The organism is Aeromonas enteropelogenes (assembly GCF_020097295.1).
Lineage (GTDB): Bacteria > Pseudomonadota > Gammaproteobacteria > Enterobacterales > Aeromonadaceae > Aeromonas > Aeromonas enteropelogenes.
Genome location: NZ_CP083625.1, coordinates 196,196 through 216,790 on the forward strand (window position 1 = coordinate 196,196; position 20,595 = coordinate 216,790).

20 protein-coding genes and 1 riboswitch are annotated in these 20,595 nt (G+C 61.8%); of the genes, 9 read left to right on the forward strand and 11 right to left on the reverse strand.

All coding sequences use genetic code 11. The annotated features are described in order from the left end of the window. Positions 1-44: 44 nt before the first annotated feature. Positions 45-1,043 carry a porin OmpA gene (gene ompA, locus LA321_RS00865; RefSeq protein WP_042073050.1) on the forward strand — a complete coding sequence of 333 codons (999 nt, stop codon included), beginning with the start codon at positions 45-47 and terminating at the stop codon, positions 1,041-1,043. 212 nt (positions 1,044-1,255) lie between these two features. After that, positions 1,256-2,287 (forward strand): OmpA family protein, encoded by a 1,032-nt coding sequence (locus LA321_RS00870; RefSeq protein WP_042073052.1) that lies wholly within the window; start codon positions 1,256-1,258, stop codon positions 2,285-2,287. Positions 2,288-2,373: 86 nt separating this feature from the next. On the opposite strand, the gene LA321_RS00875 is transcribed toward LA321_RS00870, so the two are convergent. Together LA321_RS00875 and LA321_RS00880 are read right to left on the reverse strand one after the other, a co-directional pair. Next, positions 2,374-4,068 (reverse strand): NAD-dependent malic enzyme, encoded by a 1,695-nt coding sequence (locus tag LA321_RS00875; protein WP_042027788.1) that lies wholly within the window; start codon positions 4,066-4,068, stop codon positions 2,374-2,376. Between the two features lie 56 nt (positions 4,069-4,124). Continuing rightward, complete coding sequence (locus tag LA321_RS00880) at positions 4,125-4,982, reverse strand: helix-turn-helix transcriptional regulator (protein ID WP_042073053.1); 858 nt, start codon at positions 4,980-4,982, stop codon at positions 4,125-4,127. A 120-nt stretch (positions 4,983-5,102) separates the two neighbouring features. Between LA321_RS00880 and LA321_RS00885 the strand changes: the two genes are divergently transcribed. Together LA321_RS00885 and LA321_RS00890 are read left to right on the forward strand one after the other, a co-directional pair. Continuing rightward, entirely contained in the window at positions 5,103-6,482 is a 1,380-nt protein-coding gene (locus tag LA321_RS00885) for an MATE family efflux transporter (RefSeq protein WP_042073055.1), read from the forward strand. Between the two features lie 123 nt (positions 6,483-6,605). Further along, positions 6,606-6,854 (forward strand): YciN family protein, encoded by a 249-nt coding sequence (locus tag LA321_RS00890; RefSeq protein ID WP_042073056.1) that lies wholly within the window; start codon positions 6,606-6,608, stop codon positions 6,852-6,854. 34 nt (positions 6,855-6,888) lie between these two features. On the opposite strand, the gene LA321_RS00895 is transcribed toward LA321_RS00890, so the two are convergent. Then, positions 6,889-8,010, reverse strand: coding sequence for a GGDEF domain-containing protein (locus LA321_RS00895; RefSeq protein WP_042073058.1), 1,122 nt, complete (start codon positions 8,008-8,010; stop codon positions 6,889-6,891). 246 nt (positions 8,011-8,256) lie between these two features. On the opposite strand from LA321_RS00895, the gene LA321_RS00900 reads away from it, so the two are divergent. Further along, the gene (locus tag LA321_RS00900; protein ID WP_042027797.1) at positions 8,257-9,666 is read left to right on the forward strand and encodes a nucleobase:cation symporter-2 family protein; all 1,410 of its coding nucleotides are present in this window, start codon (positions 8,257-8,259) and stop codon (positions 9,664-9,666) included. 86 nt (positions 9,667-9,752) lie between these two features. Beyond that, a complete protein-coding gene (locus tag LA321_RS00905) occupies positions 9,753-10,454 on the forward strand; it encodes a lipoyl protein ligase domain-containing protein (protein WP_042073060.1) in 702 nt (233 codons plus the stop codon). Positions 10,455-10,570: 116 nt separating this feature from the next. On the opposite strand, the gene LA321_RS00910 is transcribed toward LA321_RS00905, so the two are convergent. After that, the gene (locus LA321_RS00910; RefSeq protein ID WP_042073062.1) at positions 10,571-11,947 is read right to left on the reverse strand and encodes an alanine/glycine:cation symporter family protein; all 1,377 of its coding nucleotides are present in this window, start codon (positions 11,945-11,947) and stop codon (positions 10,571-10,573) included. Between the two features lie 118 nt (positions 11,948-12,065). Next, positions 12,066-12,176: riboswitch (glycine riboswitch) on the reverse strand. A 507-nt stretch (positions 12,177-12,683) separates the two neighbouring features. On the opposite strand from LA321_RS00910, the gene LA321_RS00915 reads away from it, so the two are divergent. Further along, complete coding sequence (locus LA321_RS00915) at positions 12,684-13,835, forward strand: type III PLP-dependent enzyme (RefSeq protein WP_042073063.1); 1,152 nt, start codon at positions 12,684-12,686, stop codon at positions 13,833-13,835. A gap of 68 nt (positions 13,836-13,903) precedes the next feature. Here the strand turns inward: LA321_RS00915 and LA321_RS00920 are convergent, their stop codons facing one another. Both LA321_RS00920 and LA321_RS00925 read right to left on the reverse strand, forming a co-directional pair. Further along, entirely contained in the window at positions 13,904-14,872 is a 969-nt protein-coding gene (locus LA321_RS00920; protein WP_042073064.1) for a calcium/sodium antiporter, read from the reverse strand. Between the two features lie 125 nt (positions 14,873-14,997). Then, complete coding sequence (locus tag LA321_RS00925; RefSeq protein ID WP_026458579.1) at positions 14,998-15,471, reverse strand: peroxiredoxin; 474 nt, start codon at positions 15,469-15,471, stop codon at positions 14,998-15,000. A 143-nt stretch (positions 15,472-15,614) separates the two neighbouring features. On the opposite strand from LA321_RS00925, the gene LA321_RS00930 reads away from it, so the two are divergent. Beyond that, positions 15,615-16,541: a phenylacetate--CoA ligase family protein gene (locus LA321_RS00930; protein ID WP_042073066.1), complete on the forward strand. Its 927-nt coding sequence runs from the start codon at positions 15,615-15,617 to the stop codon at positions 16,539-16,541. Between the two features lie 53 nt (positions 16,542-16,594). On the opposite strand, the gene yfcD is transcribed toward LA321_RS00930, so the two are convergent. Beyond that, positions 16,595-17,077: an NUDIX hydrolase YfcD gene (gene yfcD, locus LA321_RS00935; RefSeq protein WP_042027808.1), complete on the reverse strand. Its 483-nt coding sequence runs from the start codon at positions 17,075-17,077 to the stop codon at positions 16,595-16,597. A 206-nt stretch (positions 17,078-17,283) separates the two neighbouring features. On the opposite strand from yfcD, the gene LA321_RS00940 reads away from it, so the two are divergent. Then, positions 17,284-17,502: a DUF1107 family protein gene (locus LA321_RS00940; RefSeq protein WP_042027810.1), complete on the forward strand. Its 219-nt coding sequence runs from the start codon at positions 17,284-17,286 to the stop codon at positions 17,500-17,502. Positions 17,503-17,556: 54 nt separating this feature from the next. Here LA321_RS00940 and LA321_RS00945 read toward each other — a convergent pair whose 3' ends face one another. The 4 genes from LA321_RS00945 to LA321_RS00960 all read right to left on the reverse strand — a co-directional run bounded on the left by LA321_RS00945 (position 17,557) and on the right by LA321_RS00960 (position 20,584). Next, positions 17,557-17,871, reverse strand: a complete 315-nt coding sequence (locus LA321_RS00945) for a DUF2845 domain-containing protein (RefSeq protein ID WP_042027811.1) — start codon at positions 17,869-17,871, stop codon at positions 17,557-17,559. Between the two features lie 157 nt (positions 17,872-18,028). Beyond that, complete coding sequence (locus tag LA321_RS00950) at positions 18,029-18,640, reverse strand: FKBP-type peptidyl-prolyl cis-trans isomerase (RefSeq protein WP_026458368.1); 612 nt, start codon at positions 18,638-18,640, stop codon at positions 18,029-18,031. A gap of 274 nt (positions 18,641-18,914) precedes the next feature. Then, positions 18,915-19,640, reverse strand: coding sequence for a copper homeostasis protein CutC (locus tag LA321_RS00955; RefSeq protein ID WP_042073070.1), 726 nt, complete (start codon positions 19,638-19,640; stop codon positions 18,915-18,917). Positions 19,641-19,681: 41 nt separating this feature from the next. Further along, positions 19,682-20,584 (reverse strand): ROK family protein, encoded by a 903-nt coding sequence (locus LA321_RS00960; RefSeq protein WP_042073071.1) that lies wholly within the window; start codon positions 20,582-20,584, stop codon positions 19,682-19,684. Positions 20,585-20,595 lie beyond the last annotated feature (11 nt).

Sequence of the window (20,595 nt, forward strand, 5' to 3'; positions counted from 1 at the left end):
TGCACAGAATGCCCTCAAGGGGCTCACGCAACGAGGATAAAACGATGAAAATCAAAATGGCTCCCACTCTGATTGCGCTGGCAATCGCGGCCACCGGTACCACTGCACAGGCCGCTGGCGACTGGTATACCGGTATCGGTGCAGGCTGGGCCTATGCCCACGATCTGGACAATGTTCAGGGTCTGGATGTAGACAAGGACGCCACTGCCCTGAGCCTGTTCGGCGGCTACAACTTCACCGAAAACTTTGGTGCCGAGCTTGGCTATCTCTATGCCGGCAAGGGCGGTATCGATGGAGCCGACTTCAAGACCCAGGGTGCCACCCTGTCCGGTATTGCTCGCCTGCCCATGGGTGATGTCTTCTCCCTGTTTGCGGAAGGTGGTGCCTATTTCAACCACGTCAACGGCAATGGCGACAGCGACAACGGCACAGCACCGCTGGCCGGTATCGGTCTGACCGCCAAGCTCTCCGACCTGATCGACGTACAGGCCCGTTACCGCTATCTGTGGAACCTGGGCGACGAGCCGAAGACTTGGGAAACCGACATGAGCGTTGCGACCCTGGAACTGGTACTGCACCCGAACCGTACCTCCTATGTTGCACCGGTTCCCGCTCCCGAGCCCGAGCCTGTCGCGCCGGTCGTCGTCGACAAGAACTTCGCCCTGAGCTCTGACGTGCTGTTTGCCTTTGGCAAATCTACCCTCAAGCCGGAAGGTGCCGCAGCGCTGAACACCCTGTATCAGGACATCGTCGACGTGCAGCCGAAAGATGGCAGCGCCGTGGTCGTCGGTTACACCGACCGCATCGGCTCTGACGCCTACAACCTGAAGCTGTCCGAAGCCCGTGCCCGTACCGTGGCCGACTTCCTGGTCGGCAAGGGCCTGCCGGCCGGCAAGGTCTCCATCGAAGGTCGTGGCGAAGCCAACCCGGTCACCGGCAACCAGTGTGACGGCGTCAAGGGCAAGGCCGAGCTGATCTCCTGCCTGTCCCCGGATCGTCGCGTAGAAGTGCGAGTCACCGGCGTACAGCAAGTGACCGAATAATCTCGCAACCCGATGCATACAAGCCGAGGGGGCCCGCAAGGGCTCCCTCTTTTTTTGCGCGCCATTCGGCCACTCCCGGCCACCCATTGCCCCATGAGTGCTCCCCCTCGCAGTGCCTGACTGGTTAAACAGTCGGTATCACCTATAACTAAGAGCGGCAGCTACCTGAAAACTGGAAGGCAGCCCCAGATAACAACAAATGAGGATACAAGATGAACAAGACACTCAAACCCGTCTGGCTCGCGGTGGCGCTGGCCGTGACACTGCCCTCGGCGGCCCATGCCAACGACTGGTACGGCGGGATCGGTGGCGGCGTCGCCATCGCCCACGATCTGGATGATTTCAGCCAGGATGCCGACAAGAACGCGACCGCACTCTCCCTGTTCGGGGGCTACAACTTCAACGAGAACCTGGGCGCCGAACTCGGTTACCTCTCTACCGGTGACTGGGATATCAATGGCACGGACTTCAACAGCAAGGGGGCGACCCTCTCCGTCATCGGCCGCTTGCCTCTCAACGACATCTTCTCGGTGTTTGCCGAAGGGGGTGGCTATATCTACCACGTCAACTCCATCAACGGGGGGGATGACAGCCTGGCCCCGCTGGCCGGACTCGGGCTGACCGCCAGAGTGCACGACTGGATCGATATTCAGGCGCGCTACCGCTACATGGTGCGGGTCGGGGATGATTCGGACAACGACAAGGTTGGCAGCGGCACCCAGCGCTGGGTCAGTGACATCAGCGCAGCTACCCTGGAGCTGGTGATCCATCCCAACCGCAGCAAAACGGTCGAACCTGAACCCGCTCCCATGGTGGTGCCAGTACCACCGCCCGCACCCGAACCGGTGGATCAGACCTTCAACCTGAGTTCGGACGTGCTGTTTGCCTTTGGCAAGGCGGATCTCAAACCGGAAGGCATGCAGGCGCTCGATTCACTCTACCAGCAAATCGTCGACGTTAAACCCAAGGATGGCAGTGCCATGGTGATGGGCTATACCGACCGGATAGGCTCGGATGCCAGCAACCAGACCCTATCGGAGGCTCGCGCAACGACGGTCGCCAACTTTTTGATTAACAAGGGGTTGCCAGCAGATCAGGTCAGTATTCAGGGCAACGGCGAGAGCAACCCGGTCACCGGCAGCCAGTGTGATGGCATCAAGGCCAGAGCCGCGCTGATCGATTGCCTGGCCCCGGATCGCCGGGTCGAGATCCGGGTGACCGGTACCCAGCAGGTCGGTGAGTAGTCCCGCTTCATGAGGCCATTACGATGACAGAGGTGCACAAAAAAGGGATGCTGCTGCATCCCTTTTGTTTTACTCGCGCGACCGTATCAGAAGGAGGTCCGGCGATAGCGGCGGTACTCGGGGTGCCAGAAGTTGGCCTCGATGGCCTGATCGATCACCTCGTCCGGGGTCTGCACCGCCTTGCCCTGCAGCATGGCTGTCTTGGCTACCATTTTGGCGATGTAACGGGAGACCTCGTGAATGTCCGCCAGATCCGGCAACAGTGACCCCTCTTCCCCTTTCACCAGCGGCGAGCACTCGGCCAACGCACGGCTGGCCGACATCAGCATGGCATCGGTCACCCGGGTCGCGCCGGAGGCGATGACGCCAAGGCCGATCCCCGGGAAGATAAAGGAGTTGTTGCACTGGGCGATGACGTAGCGCTTGCCCTTGTACTCCACGGGTGCAAACGGGCTGCCGGTCGCCACCAGAGCCTGACCATCGGTCCAGCGGATCAGATCTGCCGGGGTCGCCTCGACCCGGGAGGTGGGGTTGGAGAGCGGGAAGATGATGGGACGGGCACAGTGCTTGTGCATGGTCTTCACCACCTCTTCGGTGAACAGCCCCGGCTGGCCGGAGACCCCGATGAGGATGTCCGGGCGACCGTGTTCCATCACCTCCAGCAGGGAGATGTTGTCCCCCACCGGCCAGTCGGCAATGCGCTCCACCGGTTGGGATAGACGACGCTGGAAGTCGAGCTGGTTCGGGATCTTGTCGGTGATGAGGCCGAAGCGATCCACCATGAAGACCCGGCCACGCGCCTGCGCATCCGTCAACCCCTCGGCCTTCATCTGGGCCACGATCTGCTCGGCGATGCCGCAACCGGCGCTGCCGGCACCGAGGAAGGCAACCCGTTTCTCGGAGAGCTTGGCACCGGAGGCCTTGCAGGCGGCGATGAGGCTGCCCAGGGTCACGGCGGCGGTGCCCTGGATGTCATCGTTGAAACAGCACAGCTCGTTCTTGTAGCGGTTGAGCAGCGGCATGGCGTTGTTCTGGGCAAAGTCCTCGAACTGCAGCAGGATCTCCGGCCAGCGGCGCTTGACCGCCTGGATGAAGGCATCGACGAACTCGGCGTACTCTTCACCCGAGATACGCGGATTGCGCCAGCCCATGTAGAAGGGATCGTTGAGCAGTTGCTGGTTGTTGGTGCCCACGTCCAGCACTACCGGCAAGCAGTAAGCCGGCGAGATACCGCCACAGGCGGTGTAGAGGGAGAGCTTGCCGATGGGAATGCCCATGCCGCCGATCCCCTGATCCCCCAGACCCAGGATCCGCTCGCCATCGGTGACCACGATCACCTTGACGTTCTGCTTGGTGGCGTTTTGCAGCATGTCATCGATCCTGTCCTTGTCCGGATAGGAGATGAACAGACCGCGCGCGCGGCGATAGATGTTGGAGAACTCCTCGCACGCCTTGCCCACGGTCGGGGTATAGATAACCGGCAGCATCTCGGTCAGGTGGTTGTGCAGCAGACGGTAGAACAGGGTCTCGTTGGTATCCTGGATGTTGCGCAGGTAGATGTGCTTGTCCATGTCGTTGCCAAACGCCATGAACTGACGGTAGGCCCGCTCCGCCTGCTCCTCGATGGTCTCGATGTTGTGGGGCAGCAGTCCTTCGAGGTTGAAGTTGCTGCGCTCTTCGCTGGTGAAGGCACTGCCCTTGTTGAGCAGCGGGGTCTCCAGCAGGGCCGGACCGGCGTAGGGAATGTAGAGAGGACGTTTCTGATTATTATCTTCAAACATGGGTCTGGTACCTAAACGTTGGGGCCAGCCGATCCTATGGGCTTGCGCCGTTAATTTCAAAGAGTTTGCACATCCGTTGCAAAAGGTTTGCGACCCAGGCGACGAAAGGCGCCCGGTGTCTGGCCGGTCAGCCGGCGAAAGCGGTTGGCAAAGTTGGCGCCATCGCTGTAACCGACCCGGCCGGCCAGCTCGGCCAGCGGCCAGTTGGTATAGAGCAGCAGCTGGCGCGCCTTGTTCATCCGTAGCTGGGTGAGCCAGGCCATGGGCCCCATGCCGAACACCTGGCGACAGAGGCGATGCAGATGGGGTACTGAGCAGGCCATCTGATCGGCGAGTAGAACCACGCTCCAGGGCTCGTCGAGATGCGCCTCCACCCGGCGAAACAGCGCCTGCAACCGGATCTCGGGAGTGCCACGCACCTCACCCTGCAGGGTACGCTCCAGGAGCGCCAGCAACAGGCTCAGCAGTTGGGGTTGCAAGGGCGAGCGGACCCCCTCTCCCTGGATCAGGCTGAGCAGATGATGGAGCTGCTCTCCGCCATCCCCCTGCCAGATGCGATGACCGAGCCGGTGCAGATGCTGCCAGCGCGGCACGTCGTCGAGCAGGATCCAGCTGGTGTGCCACTGCTCGCCCACCAGCTTGAGGCCACCCGGCACGGCTGCGGGCAAAAAGATAAGCGACCCGGCAGGAATGGGTTGTTCTCCCCCGTCGGTGAGCAGTGCGCCCCCCTCGTCGTGGCTCACCATCAGGATGTGAAACTCGGGCCGGTTGCGACGAATAAGGTAGTGTTCACGGATCACCGACAAGCCGGTCAGGAAGATGCCCGCCTCGCCGAGCAGGGGCAGACCTTCACGCCCCAGCATCCGCTCCTCGCAAGACGGTGCAATTTCCAGACACTCGCTGACAAATTCCATAACACCCCAACAGGATAGTTTTGCACAAGAAAACCGAGACTCACTCACAGTGAGGCCACCCGCTTAGCCTCTTATCATACCTCTGACAAGCCTTGCTTTTCTTATACCCGGTTAACACAAATGAATTATTGGCAAGCAATTTTAAAACAAACCACCGACCGCGAGTTCATGTCCAGACTGTTGCGACTGGCCCTGCCCGTCTCACTGCAGTCCATGATGTTCTCCCTGCTCGGTCTCATCGACATCATGATGGTGAGCCAGCTTGGCACCACGGCTGTGGCGGCTGTCGGCTTGGGTAACCGGGTCTTCTTCTTCAATCTGCTGGTGATAGCGGGCCTCGCAGGCGGGGTTTCGGTATTGGCGGCACAATATTATGGTCGCGGCGAGATGGCCGGGGTGCGCCGCTCCCTGGCGCTGGCGTTGGTGGGGGCCACCCTGGTGAGCCTGCCGTTTGCCCTCGTCTACCTGCTCTCACCGGGTAGCGTGCTGGGCTTTGCCAGCCAGGATCCCGAGTTGCGCCCGCTCGCCGACCACTATCTGATGATCACCGGCGCCACCATCCTCTGCACCGCCATTGTGGTGCCGCTGGAGTCAGCCCTGCGTTCCATCGGCAACGCAACGGCGCCGACCCGCATCGGCATCATCGCCATCATTGCCAACGTCATCCTCAACTATGTCCTCATCTTCGGCCACTTCGGCTTCGAGGCCATGGGGGTGGCCGGCTCGGCCTGGGGCACCACGATTTCCCGGCTGCTGCAGACCGCCTTGCTCTTGCTCTACGTGAGACGTCACGAGTCGCGCCTTGTTCCGCGCGCTGTCGACTGGCTGGCCGCCTTCAAACGCAAGGAGGTGGTGCGCTTTACCCTGATCGCCCTGCCGCTTTTGTTTCATGACGGTCTCTGGGCCTTCGGCATGCTGCTCTACGGCTTTCTCTATGCCCACCTTGGCACGGATTCGCTCGCCATCATGACCACCCTCGGGACGCTGGAGAGCATCCTCATCTCCCTCTTCTTCGGGCTGGCGGTGGCTTGCTCCACCCTGCTCGGCCACCGGCTCGGGGCCGAGGAGTACGAGGCGGCCTGGCAGCACTCCCAGCTGTTTCTGGTGATCGCCCCCGTGGGCGCCTTGCTGGTTGGCGTTGCGGTCTGGCTGCTGCAAACCAGCCTGCTGCAGTGGGTCGGCAACCTCCCCCCCGAGCTGATGGGCGAGGCGGGGCAGGTGCTCGCCATCATGTGTCTTGGCATGCTGCTCAAGGTGTTCAACATGGTGGGCATCATAGGGGTGCTGCGCTCGGGGGGCGATGTGAATTACAGCATCTTCATCGACATTGTCGGCATGTGGTGCATCGGCCTGCCGCTCGCCTGGGTGGCGGTGAGCCTGCTCGGCTGGCCTCTCTCATGGGTGGTCGCCGTGGTACTGCTGGAGGAGCTCAGCAAGGTACTGCTGGTGCAGCACAGGATCCGCCAGCGCCGCTGGCTCAGAAACCTGGTGATGGGATAGGAGAGAACAAACCCGGGGTCATATCAATGACAGAAAAACCCCGTTTGCAGTATGCTAGCCCCCTCTTCAATCAGAGGCAGGGCCTGCTATGCCCCTGTCCAGTAGTCGTTTAAGGAGACGAGCATGCAACCACAGAAAGAGCTGATCACCGAGACTGCCCTGCTGGAGATGGCCAACAAGATGATCCGGGAACACGAAGACTTCATCCACGGCATGCGTGCCGACTCGGTGGAGCAGAAGGGGGAGATCCTGGTGTTCAAGGGGGAGTACTTCCTGGCCGAAGATGGCACCCCGACCGGCAAGACCATGGCGGTGTTCAACATGTTCAAGCAGCTGGCCCAGCAGCTCTCCGGCAAATACCGCCTGGGCTGACCCTCACGCCCAAGCAAACCACAGGATGCCGCCCTCAGGCGGCATCTGCTTTTTCGGCCTGCGGGCGTTCCACCACCACGCAGTTGCGCCCCGCCATCTTGGCCTGATAGAGGCTCTCATCGGCCCGATTGATAAGGGCATCTATACTCTCGCCTCTTCGCGCCAGAGCGATGCCAATACTGACCGTCACCTCCAGCAATTCATCGGAAGTGGGGCTCTTTACCAGACGCGCCTCGACCGATACCCGCAGCCGTTCGGCGATGCGGGCTGCCTCCGATGGATCGCCGCAATTGCGCAGCAGGATGGCAAACTCCTCACCGCCATAACGCCCCAGCACCATGCCGGACTCCAGCTGTTCATCCAGGGTAGTAGCCACCTCCTTGAGCACCGCATCCCCCGCCAGATGACCATAGATATCGTTAATTCGTTTGAAGCGGTCGAGATCCAGCAGCAGCACGGCAAACGGCTTTTGTCTGGTCAGCAACCGGGCCCGGGCCTGCTCCAGCTGCTTGAGCAGCAGGCGGCGATTCATCATGCCGGTCAGCTCGTCGGTAGTGGACTCCCGATAGAGGCGCAGCAGCATGTTGAGCTGGCCGCACTGCACCCAGCAGCTGGCCATGGCAAACAGGCTGAGCACCCACACCTGGTTCAGGGTGGCCTGGCTCCACAGGGTCTGCCCCACCAACAACCAGCGCCCCAGCACCATGGTCAGCAGCACCACGCCGGCCAGTTGCAAACCGCGCAGGAGGGGAATGGGAAAGATGGCAAACAGGGTGATCAAGAGATAAGGGAACACCACATAGCCTACCTGCAGCTGCTGCTCGGTTCCGAAGCTGTGCAAACTGACGAGTGAGAAGAGCATCATCACCACCATCAGGTAGCCGAGCGCCAGCTTCATGCGCTGCAGTCTGAAGTTGATGAGGTAGGAGAGCGGGATCAGTGGCGAGAGCGCCAGGGCACAGAAGATCCTGGCCTGAAGCAGCTGCTCGAAATGAGCGTGGGAGAGGGTCAGCCAATCCACCAATGCCCAGGCGGGCAAACCGACGATCAACAGGCAGGTGAGCAAACGCAAACGCACCGTCATAAAGCCCATGCGCGTGCGGGTAAAGTCTTCGGAGTGTGCCTTGGCACTCCAGAACTCTGACAACTTGAGCATCCAGCGGCTCCACATCAAGGTCGGGGGCCCATTTTACACCTACTAAGTGGTAAGAATGTCATTTGCGCAACGAATAAAAAGGAGATCTGGCTCACACAAAGCGACATATCATAATCGCCACGCGCAAACGTTTCAACCCACCGAAAAATAAACCTTTTTCTGATTAATAAACGCTGGTCAGCGGCGCGCCAATCTCTACAATAGCGCCCAATTTTTCTCCCCATCCCCACACACGTTGAGGTTTTTATGGAACAGGTTGCCACCACGCAGACCGCCCCCGAGGCCCATCCCCCCAGGCGGGCACACAGCGAACTGGTCTACGGCATAGACGATGTCCCGCCCCTGCCCCAGACGCTGTTCGCCGCCCTGCAGCATATGCTCGCCATGTTTGTCGCCATCATCACCCCGCCCCTCATCATCGCCAACGCCCTGGGCCTGCCCGCCGAAGATACCCGTTATATAGTCTCCATGTCGCTGGTCATGTCCGGCATCGCCTCCTACATCCAGACCCGCCGCTTCGGTCCCGTCGGCTCCGGCCTGCTCTCGGTGCAGGGCACCAGCTTCAATTTCCTCGGTCCTATCATCGCCTCCGGCCTCGCCCTCAAACAGGCAGCCATGCCCACCGACGATATGCTGGGTACCCTGTTCGGCACCATGCTGGTGGCGGCCCTCACCATGGTGATCCTGAGCCGCTGCCTGCACCTGGTGCAGAAGGTGATCACCCCGCTGGTGACCGGTATCGTCGTGCTGCTTATCGGTCTGACCCTGATCAAGGTGGGCCTCATCAGCATGGGGGGCGGCTACGGTGCCCTCGCCGATGGCAGCTTCGCCAGCCACAGCAACTTGTTTCTCTCCCTGCTGGTGCTTGGTCTCATCGTCCTGCTGCAACGCAGCCGCAACCCCTGGCTGCGCCTCTCCGCCATCATGATCGCCATGCTGGTGGGCTATGCCGTGGCGCTGCTGCTTGGCAAGATCAATGCCCCTACCTTCGAGGGGCCGATGTTGATGGTACCCGTCCCCCTCAAGTACGGTCTCGGCTTCGACTGGCAGCTGTTCGTGCCGCTTGCCATCATCTTCGTGGTGACGGCGCTCGAGGCCATCGGTGACATGACCGCCACCTCGGATGTCTCCGGCGAGCCGGTCAGCGGCAAGGTCTACATGAAGCGGATCAAGGGCGGCGTGCTGGCCGACGGCTGCAACTCCATGCTGGCGGCGCTCTTCTCCACCTTCCCCATGTCCACCTTCAGCCAGAACAACGGGGTCATTCAGCTCACCGGCATGGCCAGCCGCCACGTCGGCCTCTTCATCGCCGCCATGCTGGCCCTTCTCGGTCTGTTCCCGGCGGTGGCGACCCTGGTGCAGCAGATCCCCGAGCCCGTACTGGGCGGCGCCACCATCGTCATGTTCGGCACCATCGCCGCCGCCGGGGTGCGCATCATTGCCCGCGAAGAGCTCGACCGCCGTGCCCTGATGATCCTGGCGGTGTCGCTGGCCATGGGACTGGGGGTCGCCCAGGTGCCGGAGGTGCTGCAGCATCTTCCGGAGCTGGCCAAGAGCGTGCTCTCCTACGGCGTCGCCACCGGTGGCCTCACCGCCATCGTCCTGAACCTGCTGCTGCCCAAACGCAGCAAGCCCTGCGCCCAAGCTCCCCGTTAACGGCCATCAAGCCCCGCCATGCGGGGCTTTACCTGGCTACCCGCCACGGGTAGTGTGCAAAGCCTGTCATGCTTCAGGATGCCACCATGCCCTACTCCCTGCTTCCTCCTCTGCCTGAAAGCCATACCCTGGATCAAATCCTCGCCCGGGAGCAGCACTGGCTGCGCGATTGCGCCCACACAGGTACGGCCATGGCTCACCTCTGGCAGGCGCCCCAATGCCTCATCGTCACCCGCAAGGATACGCGGCTGCCTCACTATCAAAGCGCCTGCGAGCAGCTCGCCGCCGAAGGCTGGCCCGTGTTTGTACGCGACAGCGGTGGCACCGCCGTGCCTCACGGCGCCGGCATCCTCAACCTCTCCCTGCTGCTGCCCCGCACCACCACGGATCTCGCCCACTACTACCGGCAGCTGGGCGCGCCGCTGCTGAGTTTGCTGGCGCAATACGGCCTTGAGGGGAGCTATGACTTCGTGCCCGGCTCGTTTTGTGACGGCCAGTACAACTTGGTGATCGGGGGGCGCAAGATAACCGGCACCGCCCAGCGCTGGTTGGCTCCGAGTCAGGATCACGGCGGCGCCGTGCTGGCCCAGGCCATGCTGCTGGTGACGGGGGATGTGGATGAGGGTACCCGGATGGCGAGCCGCTTCTACGAGCTGGCGGGCGGGGAGCTGCGCTTTTTGCCGGGCACCTCCACCACGCTCGCGCAAGCCATCCATTGGCAAGGGAGCGATGGCGAACTGGTGGCCGAGGTCAACCACAGACTGCAACGGTTGCTGACGACTGACTGACCCCTCCTCTGTGCTGCTCCCCTGAGCCCCCGCCCCTTGGAGGCACCCACAAAAAAGCCACGACCCTGGGTCGTGGCTTGCTCTTTTCAAGGGGAACGTGAGACGCGGTGGCGAGATCAGGCGGTCTGCGGCTCAGGCTCGGACTCCGTATCCCGGTCACGGCTGAAGTAGGCCCGGGTCTCGGCAATCACCACGTGGCGCAGGCCGATAAGACCGATGAGATTGGGCACTGCCATCAGGCCGTTGACGATATCGGCCAGCAGCCAAATCATGTCGAGATGCAGGAAGGCGCCGCACGCCACCAGCACCAGATAGACCAGGCGGTAGGGCTTGATCGCCTTGACCCCGAACAGGTACTCGGTACAGCGCTCGCCGTAGTAGTTCCAGCCAAGGATGGTGGTGAAGGCAAAAAACAGCAGGCCGATACTCACCAGATACTGACCGATATGGGCATCCAGCCCCTGGGCGAAGGCCTGGCTGGTCATGGCGGCGCCGCTGAGATCCCCGCTCCACACTCCGGTCACCACCAGGGTCAGGCCGGTCATGGTGCAGATGATGATGGTGTCGAAGAAGGTGCCGGTCATGGAGACCAGCCCCTGCTCCACGCAGGAATTGGTCTTGGCCGCCGCCGCGGCGATGGGGGCCGAGCCCAACCCGGACTCGTTGGAGAAGACGCCGCGCGCCACCCCAGACTGGATCGCCAGCATGATGCCGGCGCCGACGAAGCCACCGGTGGCCGCATGGCCGGTGAAGGCGCTCTGCAACACCAGCGCCACCGCATCCGGCAAGGCAGCGGCATTGGCAAACAGCACCCCGAGACAGGCGGCGATATAGAAGAGGGCCATGAAGGGGACCACCTTGCTTGACACGCTGGAGATGGACTTGATCCCCCCCAGAATCACCAGGCCCACCAGCAGGGTCAGTACAACGGCGGTCGCCTCACGGGGCACCGAGAACGACAGTGTCATGGCATCCGAGATGGCGTTGACCTGAGGGAAGGTCCCGATCCCGAAGAAGGCCACGCCGATGCCAAACAGGGCGAACAGCTTGGCGAGCACCCTGGAGCCAAGCCCCTTTTCCAGATAGTACATAGGGCCACCGGCCATCTGGCCGTTGGCATCCTGCTGGCGATATTTGACCGCCAGCAGGCACTCGGCGTACTTGGTGGCCATACCAAACAGGGCTGCCATCCACATCCAGAACAGGGCGCCCGGACCACCGAGCTTGATGGCAGTGGCAACGCCGACGATGTTGCCGGTGCCTATGGTGGCAGAGAGGGCGGTGCACAGAGCGCCAAAGCTGGAGACATCCCCCTGCTTGCCCTGGCCCTGATCACGGCCGAATACCAGACGCAGGGCGAGTGGCAAACGCACCAGCTGAAGCAGTCCCAGACGCAGGGTAAGGTAAATGCCGGTCCCGACCAGCAGGATCAGCAGGGGTGGCCCCCAGACAAAACTATCGATGGCGGTGAGCGCCGCTTGAATTGATGACATGCATCCTCCTTAAGAAACAGAAATTAAGGAGGAGAAGGATGATCTTCCCATAGGTGTCGCGATCCCCAGAGGCGATCGGATGCGGGCTAAGCCAAAGTACAACCCAAAGTACAACCATCCCATCCCCTCTGTCCTTTTGCCTGAGAGTTTCCGGCGCCAGATTGCGATGCAATCATGGTGCCTTGCTCCTTCGGCGCCCGATTCAACGGGTCTCTCCAGAGTATCGTCCAGTAGCAGTCCACACCGGTTGCCCGGTACCTGAAAGATTCACTTCTTCGGTGGATGGTTGCCCATCACTCTCCTGCTACCTTCATCCGAACTAATTTGGATTAGGAAGCGGGCATGGTAATCCAAAAATTGTGAGCTGTCTCGCACTTGCCGGCCCGCTCCCGCACTTTTTTCATGATCGGCCATCTCATCGGCAAGATGTTAAATAGTAGTTAACAATCATAGAGTTAACCTGGCCTGCATCAAACGTGTCCCGACGCGCAAGATGACGGGATAAAAAGCAATTCTCTATCTCGTTTCATGCAGAAAAACTCAACAACATATCCAATCAAAATGCTTGCACAGAAACTCAATAAGTCGATAATCCAGCGCATAACCAAGCACTTTGCTCTCAATTTATGCACTGTGCCAGGTTGGTCCCGCCGGACCGCTCGCCTGACCCGGCCGTCGCCGGTTCAATCGCATATGGCTTGGGCATATCACGCCCCCTAAGGACTTTCAAAAGAGAATGAACGAGACCCTGGTCGCACAAGATTACCGTCAGCTGGTTGAACAATTCGGCTCCCCCCTGCTGCTGCTCGACAAGGCAGCCGTCCGCAAACAGTATCGGGCCCTGGCGGCCGCCCTGCCCGATGTGCGCTTGCATTATGCACTCAAGCCCCTGCCCCACGAGGCGGTGGTCTCTGTCTTGAAGGAAGAGGGGGCCTGTTTCGATCTGGCCACCAATGGCGAAGTGGATCTGGTGCGCAGTCAGGGTGTCCGCCCGGGGCGCTGCATTCATACCCACCCCATCAAGCGCGACAGCGACATCCGTTACGCGCTGGAGTATGGCTGCACCGTGTTCGTCTATGACAACCCGCTGGAGCTGGAGAAGTTCCTGCCCTACAAGGACGAGGTCAAGCTGCTGCTGCGGGTGAGCTTCCCCAATCCCGAGACCAAGGTCGATCTTTCCAAGAAGTTCGGCTGTACACCGGAGCAGGCGCTGCCGCTGTTGCAACTGGCCCAGGCCAAGGGGATCAAGGTGATGGGGCTGTCGTTCCACGTCGGCTCCCAGGTGCCCCACGCCCGCCGTCACGTGCAGGCCATCGATGCCTGCCGCGAGATCATGGAGCAGGCCTGGGATCTTGGGCTCAAGCCCTGGGTGCTGGACATCGGCGGCGGTTTCCCGGTGGATTATGACGGCGGCGAGTTCGATATCGACGGCTTCTGCGCCCCGATCCGCGAGGCGCTGGCCAAGCTGCCCGCCACCGTGCAGAAGATTGCCGAGCCGGGCCGCTTCATCAGCGCGCCAGCCATGACCTCGGTGGCCAGCGTCATGGGCAAGGCTCACCGCGGCGACAAGATCTGGTACTACCTGGATGACGGTCTCTACGGCAGCTACAACGGCCAGCTCTATGACCACGTCACCTATCCAGTCAGCACCCCCTATGCCCACGGCGAGCTGCATAACGCCGTGCTCTCCGGCCCCACCTGCGACAGCGTGGACGTGATCCGCGATGGCATCATGCTGCCGGATCTGGCGATTGGCGAGCTGGTGGTCGGCCGGGTGATGGGGGCCTACACCTGGGCATCGGCTTCCACCTTCAACTTCTTCCCCAAGGCGAGCATCCTGATCCTGGATAGCAGCCAGCAGGGGCAAAAGCTGGTGGCCGTGGCCTGATAGGCCTTCGCCAAAAACAGAAGGGGGAAGCCGATGCTTCCCCCTTCTTTTTATTGTCTGGCGAATCGTCAGATAAACTGGCTGGTCAGCAACCAGCCGGTGTAACCCACGAAGCAGGAGAGCAACACGCCCCCCTCCAGCCGGTTGATCCGCCCCTGCCCCTTGCGACCCAGGCACATCACCAGCAGCAGCAGGGTCAGGCCCATCATCAGGCTCCAGTCGCGGGAAAGCACTTCCGGCGCCACATCCAGCGGATGGATCCCTGCCGCGATCCCGACCACCGCCAGGGTGTTGAACAGGTTGGAGCCCAGCACGTTGCCGAGGGCCAGATCGTGCTCATTCTTGCGAATGGCGATAAGGGAGGAGGCCAGCTCCGGCAGCGAGGTGCCGATGGCGACTATGGTGAGACCAATCACCAGATCGCTGATGCCAAAGCCCTGGGCGATGGTCACCGCGCCCCATACCAGCAGACGGGAGGCACCGATGAGCAGCACCAGCCCCACCACCAGCCAGAACAGAGCCAGCTTGAGGGACATGCCTTCGCTCTCGATGTCCTCTTCGGTCTCCGCATCTAGCACATCCCCTTTGCCGTTCATGCCGGCCCAGATGGACCAGCCCATCAGCGCCACGAACACGACGCCCAGGATGGCCGCATCGGTGCGGCCCAGATGACCGTCGATGAGCAGGGCACCGGAGAGCAGGGTGATACCGAGCAGGATGGGGATCTCTTTGCGCACCACCTGGGAAGCAACGGCAATCGGGCTGATGAGAGCCGTCAAACCCAGGATCAGGGCAATATTGGTGATATTGGAGCCATAGGCATTGCCGAGCGCCAGCCCGGGGTTGCCCTGGGAGGCGGCCAGGGCCGACACCACCATCTCGGGGGCCGAGGTACCAAAACCGATGATCACCATGCCGATGAGCAGCGGTGGCATGCCGGCATAACGGGCGGTCGCGGCGGCGCCATCGACAAATTTATCCGCACTCCAGACCAGCAGCGCCAGTCCGGCAATCAGGGCAACAAAAGCCAGGGTCATATCGTCTCTATTCCATGGTCTGCAAACACAAAAGCCAGGCACGGGCCTGGCTTCTTCCAGAAGCGGGCCCAGTGTAGCGGGCCGCCTTTCTATTTCAAGGGGAAATCAAACGACGATTGATGATTTCACAGCGCCGCCAGCAGGCTCTGGGCATCCGACACCTCGAACTTGCCCGGCTCCTCCACAAAGAGCTGCTCGACCACACCATCGTTGGCGATGAGGGCAAAGCGCTGGGCACGCAGGCCGCCAAAGGCCCCCGTCTCCTTGGCAAGGCCAAGGGCTCGGGTCCAGCTGCCGTCGCCGTCCGCCAGCATGGTGATGGCGTCGGCGTTCTGCCCCTCCTGCCACGCCTTCATCACGAAGGCATCGTTGACCGACAGACAACAGATGGCGTCCACCCCTTTGGCCTGAAACTGGTCGGCCAGCACCACATAGCCCGGCAGATGGGCGTTGGAGCAGGTGGGGGTGAAGGCACCGGGCACCGCGAACAGCACCACTTTCTTGCCGGCAAACAGGGTCTGGGCATCCTGTACCTGCTTGCCCGCGGCTGTGATGAAGGTAAATTCGCCCGAAGGCAAGGGTTGGCCAACTGCAATCATGATCTCTCGTCCCGAGTCGATTGGTGAAGCTCCAGTCTAGCGCAGCCATCCGTCATATCCCATCGCAACGACCCGCTCCCCGGCAGGCATTTTTCCAGCAGGCAGACTAATCTTGAGCAGGTTTCACGGCGCCAGGAGGCCCCATGCAACACTACTACGATGGTCTGGAAATTCGTCCCCCCGCCTTGCGTTCACAACAGCAACTGGACCAGCTTAATCATCAACTTACCCACGTCAGCCAGTATTGCGCCGGTTACTCCAGTGCCTATCGTCAATGCCGTCTCGAGGATCTGGCCGAACTGGCCACCCTGCCCCTGCTCGACAGCGCCGAACTGTTTGCCGCCCAGCAGGCCCACCCACCGTTTGCCGGACTCACCGGCCGCCCCGCCAGCCAGGCACTGCGCGCCTTCGCAAGCCCGGGCCAGCTGGCCATTCCCGAATATGCGGGGGCGGACTGGTGGGGGGCCGCGCGCGCCCTGTTTGCCGCCGGCTTCAAGTCCGGCGAGGTGATGCTCAACGGCCACGACTACCACGCCGGCCCCACCGCCTTCATCTTCGACAACGGGGCCCGCCAGCTCGGCGCTCCCGTGGTGCCTTGCGGTCCCCATGACACCCAGCGCCAGCTGGAGGCGCTGCAACGCTACCAGCCTACCGGCTTTGTCGGCCCGCTGGTCACCCTGCTGGATCTGCTGGAAGCCGCCGAGGCGGCCGAGGTGGCCACCGACTCCCTGCAAACCGCCCTGTTGTGCGAGGTTACCCACCCCGAGACGGCCCCGCTACAGGCCATCTATGGTATTCAGGCGTTCAACTGCCTGGTCTGGCAGGACATAGGCGTGGTGGCCTACGAGAGCCAGCCTGGCGAGGGCTTTATCGTCAACGAGAGCTGCCTGGTGGAGATCATCGACCCGGCCAGCGGCCAGCCGGTCAACGCAGGAGAGAGCGGACAGCTGGTGGTGACCCGGCTCGATCTGGAGTATCCACTGCTGCGCCTTGTCACCGACTGGCAGGGGCACTGGCTCGCGACCCCCAGCCCCTGCGGACGCACCAACCGGCGGTTAAAGCTGGACTAGGATCGCAAACGGGCAGCCACTGGCTGCCCGTATTGTTCCGGATGAGATTGCTGTTAGCGCCGAGCCTGCCAGGTGGCGATGGCGAGCAGGGAGTCCGGGGTAAACTCGTCGGCCCGCGCGGCAATCTCGGCCTGACTCATCCAGTGCACCTCGCTCACCTCTTCGGCCTGCAGCTGAAGCGGTCCCTGATAGCGGCAGCTGTAGAGGCCACCCCAGACCCGATACCCCTCCCCCTCGGCATAAAAAGTACCGAAGCCTTGCAGCGGTACATCGTGGATCCCAAGCTCTTCGGCTAGCTCGCGCCGGGCAGAGGGTTCCATCTGTTCGCCCGCGGTCACCACGCCACCGGCGCAGGCATCCAGCATGCCGGGGCAGAAATCCTTGCAGAGGGTACGGCGCTGCACCAGGATGCGATCCGCCTCGTCGAGCACCAGGATGTAGCTGGCACGATGGCAGAGATTCTCCCGTCGCACCTTGGCCCGCTCGGCCACCCCGATCACCCGGTTCTCTTCATCCACCACATCAACCCATTCCACGTGCAGGCCCTTTTGCTCATTCCATTCGACTGCCCGCAGTATATCGGTGCAAGGGATTGTAATGGCACTACTTTTTCAAATGGTGCCCTTGCTTTGCCCGAAGGGATCACCAAAAAAGGATTCATGCAAAACTCGATGAAACGTCACATGGCTGTCATCAACCGCCCCCATAGTGTGCCCTGTTCAAGCAAGCAGGTGACGTTGTGATGAAGGTTTTCAAGCAGTTATCCCCGCGGCAGATCGCAAGATACATCAAGAGCTTCCACCGGGGCTCCTTTGCCATCGAGTCATGGGGAACATTTGAATTCAGCGCAGGCAGGCTCAGTCTGCACGGGTTGAGCTGCCACCGGCGCCTGAGACTGGCAGGCCAGATCAACCAGGCCCTGCGCCAGCTCAGTCACGCCGAGCCCTTGCCGGAACAGTGAGTCAAGGGGATTTGCCCTCCTGTCCTTAATGCTTCCATGCTGTTTGCCCGCCGGCTACTCGCCGCGCGGGCCGTTTTCGATATCGGTGATGACGCCGTTGCGCACGGTGACGAAGCGCATGAACTCGCTCTTGCCGAAGTTGTAGGTCCAGCGCTCGCCATACTTCACCGGCACCAGATAACCGAACTGGTTCTCCTCATTGCGACTGAGCTCTTCGCGTAGCATGGGCTCTCCACACTTGAGCAGCATCAGGGCCGTGCTGTCGCCCTCAGTGATCAACGCATTCTTGCAACGCATCGCATCGGCGCTGGCAGGCAGTGTGGCAAGCAGCGCAGCCATGGCCGACGCCACCTTCATCATCTTGTTCATGGGACACACCTCAACTGGGGTTCAGTTGCAGTATGACGGTTCCCGGCGGCGAAAAAAGCCCCCCATGAGTGCTCGTCGCTGCCTTTTCGTTCACTGGCAAACATGCCCAAAAACAAACGGCGACCCGAGGGTCGCCGTTTGCATCACGCCAGCCGGATCATAGGATGTCCAGCAGCTCCACTTCGAATACCAGAGCGGAGTAGGGCGGGATGGAACCGGCGCCACGGGCACCGTAAGCCAGATCCTGCGGAATGTAGAGCTTCCACTTGGAGCCAACCGGCATCAGCTGCAGAGCTTCAACCCAGCCCTTGATCACGCCGGTCACCGGGAACTCGGCCGGCTGGCCACGAGCGACCGAGCTGTCGAATACGCCACCGTGGGTGAAGGTACCGTGGTAGTGAACACGCACGGACTGACCGGCTACCGGTACGGCGCCGTTGCCTTCGACCAGCACTTCGTACTGCAGACCGGAATCGGTCACAGTCACTTCGGCGCGCTTGGCGTTGTCGGCCAGGAAGGCTTCGCCTTCGGCGGCAGCTGCCTTGGCGACCGCTTCCTGCTCTTCCTGCATGCGGGCGGTGATGACCTGGAAGGCATCATTGATATCGTCACGGCTTACCGCGAATTCCAGACCGTTCAGGGCATCCGCCAGGCCTTGTTGCAGGGCCGGGATATCCAGACCGGCGAAGGCTTGCTGCGCCAGCTGATCACCCATGTTGCGGCCGATGCCATAGCTGGCCTTCTGTTCGATAGAGTCGTATTGGGACATTGAGATGTTGCTCCGGGTCCTGATGTAAAAGAGTCGGGATGATATCAGACTTTTGTGCCAGGTGCTGCCGGCGCCGCCCCTGATTTCCCCGTCCGTGGGAGTGAGTTCACATGCCGCGACAAAAACGCCGCCCACAGGCGGCGTTGATCAGAGGATCAGGGTCGATCCAGCAGGGCCTGCACCGTCGCCACCTTGGCACCATCGGTAATATTGACCCGGCCATTATCCGAGGCGCCCAACGATAGAGAGACACCATGCCGCCGCGCGGCCTGCATCAGATCTTGTCCAGCAAAGCCCGCACCGCCGCTACCTTGGCGCCGTCTGTGATATTGACCCGGCCATCGTCCGAGGTGCCCATGTTGACTCCGTGAGGCACCATGCCGCCACGCCAGCCCATGCCGGACATATGTACCTCGCTCACCCCGGTAAATTCGATGATGGTGCGCACGTTGTCAGCATTGACTCCGGCCCCCGGCATCAGGCTGGCACGGCCCGCCAGCGCCTGCTGCATGGCCTGCAGAGTCTCAAGCCCCGCCAGCGCGGTCGGCGCATGGCCTGAGCTCAGGATGCGCTCACAACCGGCATTGACGATGATTTCCAGATCCGCCCGCCAGTCGGAGGAGAGATCGATGGCGCGGTGGAAGGTGACACCAAGGGGGCCTGCAGCTTCCACCAGTTGCTTGAGCCTGGCGGCGGGCACCCGCCCCTCTGCATCCAGCAGACCGACAACGACCCCCTGCAAACCGGCCGAGCGCGCCGCGGCAATGTCCTGCAGCATCATCTCGAACTCGCCCTCGCTGAAACAGAAGTCGCCGGCACGGGGACGGATCATGGCATAGACGGGTACGGTGGCATGGCGCGCCGCCAACTGCATGAAGCCATGGGAGGGGGTCAAGCCACCCAGCCCCAGGGCGGAGCAGAGTTCGATACGATCCGCCCCCGCCTGCTGGGCGGTAAACAGGGATTCCAGGTTGTCTATGCAGATTTCAAGACGGGTCATGACGATTCCTTTATCGGGGAGATCAGACCCCACATCCGATCTCACAGGTTGAGCAAGGCTGCGCCACGCACGCCACCGGCACCGCCGAAGCGGGCCTGGCGGATCTCGGGCAGTGCAACCCCGGGCAATAGATGGCCGGGCAGGCGCAGCGGCAATTGTTCGTAGAGAGCGGGCAAGCCGCTCAGGCCCCCGCCCAGCACCACCACCTCGGGATCGATCACCGAGATGGCAGTAGCCAGGCCGGCGGCCATGATCTCCAGCCAGCAATCGATCGTGGCCACCGCATGGGGCTCATGGGCCTCGAAACGTGCCACAATCTGGCGCCCCGTGGCGCGCTGACCGTGAAAATGATGATAGAGCCGCTCCAGCCCGGTACCGGAGGCGTAGGTCTCGAAACAGACCAGACGACCACAGCCACAGCGGGGACGGGGCAGCTCGGGGTATTTCATCAGGATGGTGGCAGGCAGCGGGTAGTGGCCTATCTCGCCGGCCAGCCAGTTGCGCCCCTGAATGAGGGTGCCTGCGAGGTAGACGGCGCCGCCGATACCGGTGCCGATGGTGACCCCAAGGGCACTGCCGGCGCCATCCGCCGCTCCCTTGTGCACCTCCGACCATAGGAAACAGTTGGCATCGTTGTCCACCTTGACCGGGCGATCCAGCAATTCCACCAGATCGGCCCCCAGATGGCGACCATTGATGGCGGGCAGGTTGGCCGCCACTATGCTGTGGTCGTGACGATTGAGGATGCCGGGAAAGCCGATGCCGACCGCCCCCCTGGCACCGAAGCGGGCGTCTGCCTGCTCGACCCGCTCGCGGATCAGCTGCTGCAACGCCTCGTAATCATTGCCCGGTGTGGCCACCTGCTCTTCATGACAGAGATTCAAGGCCCCGTCATACACCGCAAAGGCAATCTTGGTACCACCGATATCAAAGCCGTAATACATGCCCGCACTCC

Coding starts and splice junctions, on each gene's coding strand:
- LA321_RS00875 (WP_042027788.1), bottom strand. CDS start 4,068: ATGTTTGAAGATAATAATCAGAAACGTCCTCTCTACATTCCCTACGCC.
- LA321_RS00910 (WP_042073062.1), bottom strand. CDS start 11,947: ATGTCATCAATTCAAGCGGCGCTCACCGCCATCGATAGTTTTGTCTGG.
- LA321_RS00925 (WP_026458579.1), bottom strand. CDS start 15,471: ATGATTGCAGTTGGCCAACCCTTGCCTTCGGGCGAATTTACCTTCATC.
- LA321_RS00950 (WP_026458368.1), bottom strand. CDS start 18,640: ATGTCCCAATACGACTCTATCGAACAGAAGGCCAGCTATGGCATCGGC.
- LA321_RS00900 (WP_042027797.1), top strand. CDS start 8,257: ATGGAACAGGTTGCCACCACGCAGACCGCCCCCGAGGCCCATCCCCCC.
- LA321_RS00880 (WP_042073053.1), bottom strand. CDS start 4,982: ATGGAATTTGTCAGCGAGTGTCTGGAAATTGCACCGTCTTGCGAGGAG.
- LA321_RS00960 (WP_042073071.1), bottom strand. CDS start 20,584: ATGTATTACGGCTTTGATATCGGTGGTACCAAGATTGCCTTTGCGGTG.
- LA321_RS00955 (WP_042073070.1), bottom strand. CDS start 19,640: ATGACCCGTCTTGAAATCTGCATAGACAACCTGGAATCCCTGTTTACC.
- LA321_RS00945 (WP_042027811.1), bottom strand. CDS start 17,871: ATGAACAAGATGATGAAGGTGGCGTCGGCCATGGCTGCGCTGCTTGCC.
- LA321_RS00930 (WP_042073066.1), top strand. CDS start 15,615: ATGCAACACTACTACGATGGTCTGGAAATTCGTCCCCCCGCCTTGCGT.
- LA321_RS00870 (WP_042073052.1), top strand. CDS start 1,256: ATGAACAAGACACTCAAACCCGTCTGGCTCGCGGTGGCGCTGGCCGTG.
- LA321_RS00895 (WP_042073058.1), bottom strand. CDS start 8,010: ATGCTCAAGTTGTCAGAGTTCTGGAGTGCCAAGGCACACTCCGAAGAC.
- LA321_RS00890 (WP_042073056.1), top strand. CDS start 6,606: ATGCAACCACAGAAAGAGCTGATCACCGAGACTGCCCTGCTGGAGATG.
- LA321_RS00940 (WP_042027810.1), top strand. CDS start 17,284: ATGAAGGTTTTCAAGCAGTTATCCCCGCGGCAGATCGCAAGATACATC.
- LA321_RS00885 (WP_042073055.1), top strand. CDS start 5,103: ATGAATTATTGGCAAGCAATTTTAAAACAAACCACCGACCGCGAGTTC.
- ompA (WP_042073050.1), top strand. CDS start 45: ATGAAAATCAAAATGGCTCCCACTCTGATTGCGCTGGCAATCGCGGCC.
- LA321_RS00915 (WP_042073063.1), top strand. CDS start 12,684: ATGAACGAGACCCTGGTCGCACAAGATTACCGTCAGCTGGTTGAACAA.
- LA321_RS00920 (WP_042073064.1), bottom strand. CDS start 14,872: ATGACCCTGGCTTTTGTTGCCCTGATTGCCGGACTGGCGCTGCTGGTC.
- LA321_RS00905 (WP_042073060.1), top strand. CDS start 9,753: ATGCCCTACTCCCTGCTTCCTCCTCTGCCTGAAAGCCATACCCTGGAT.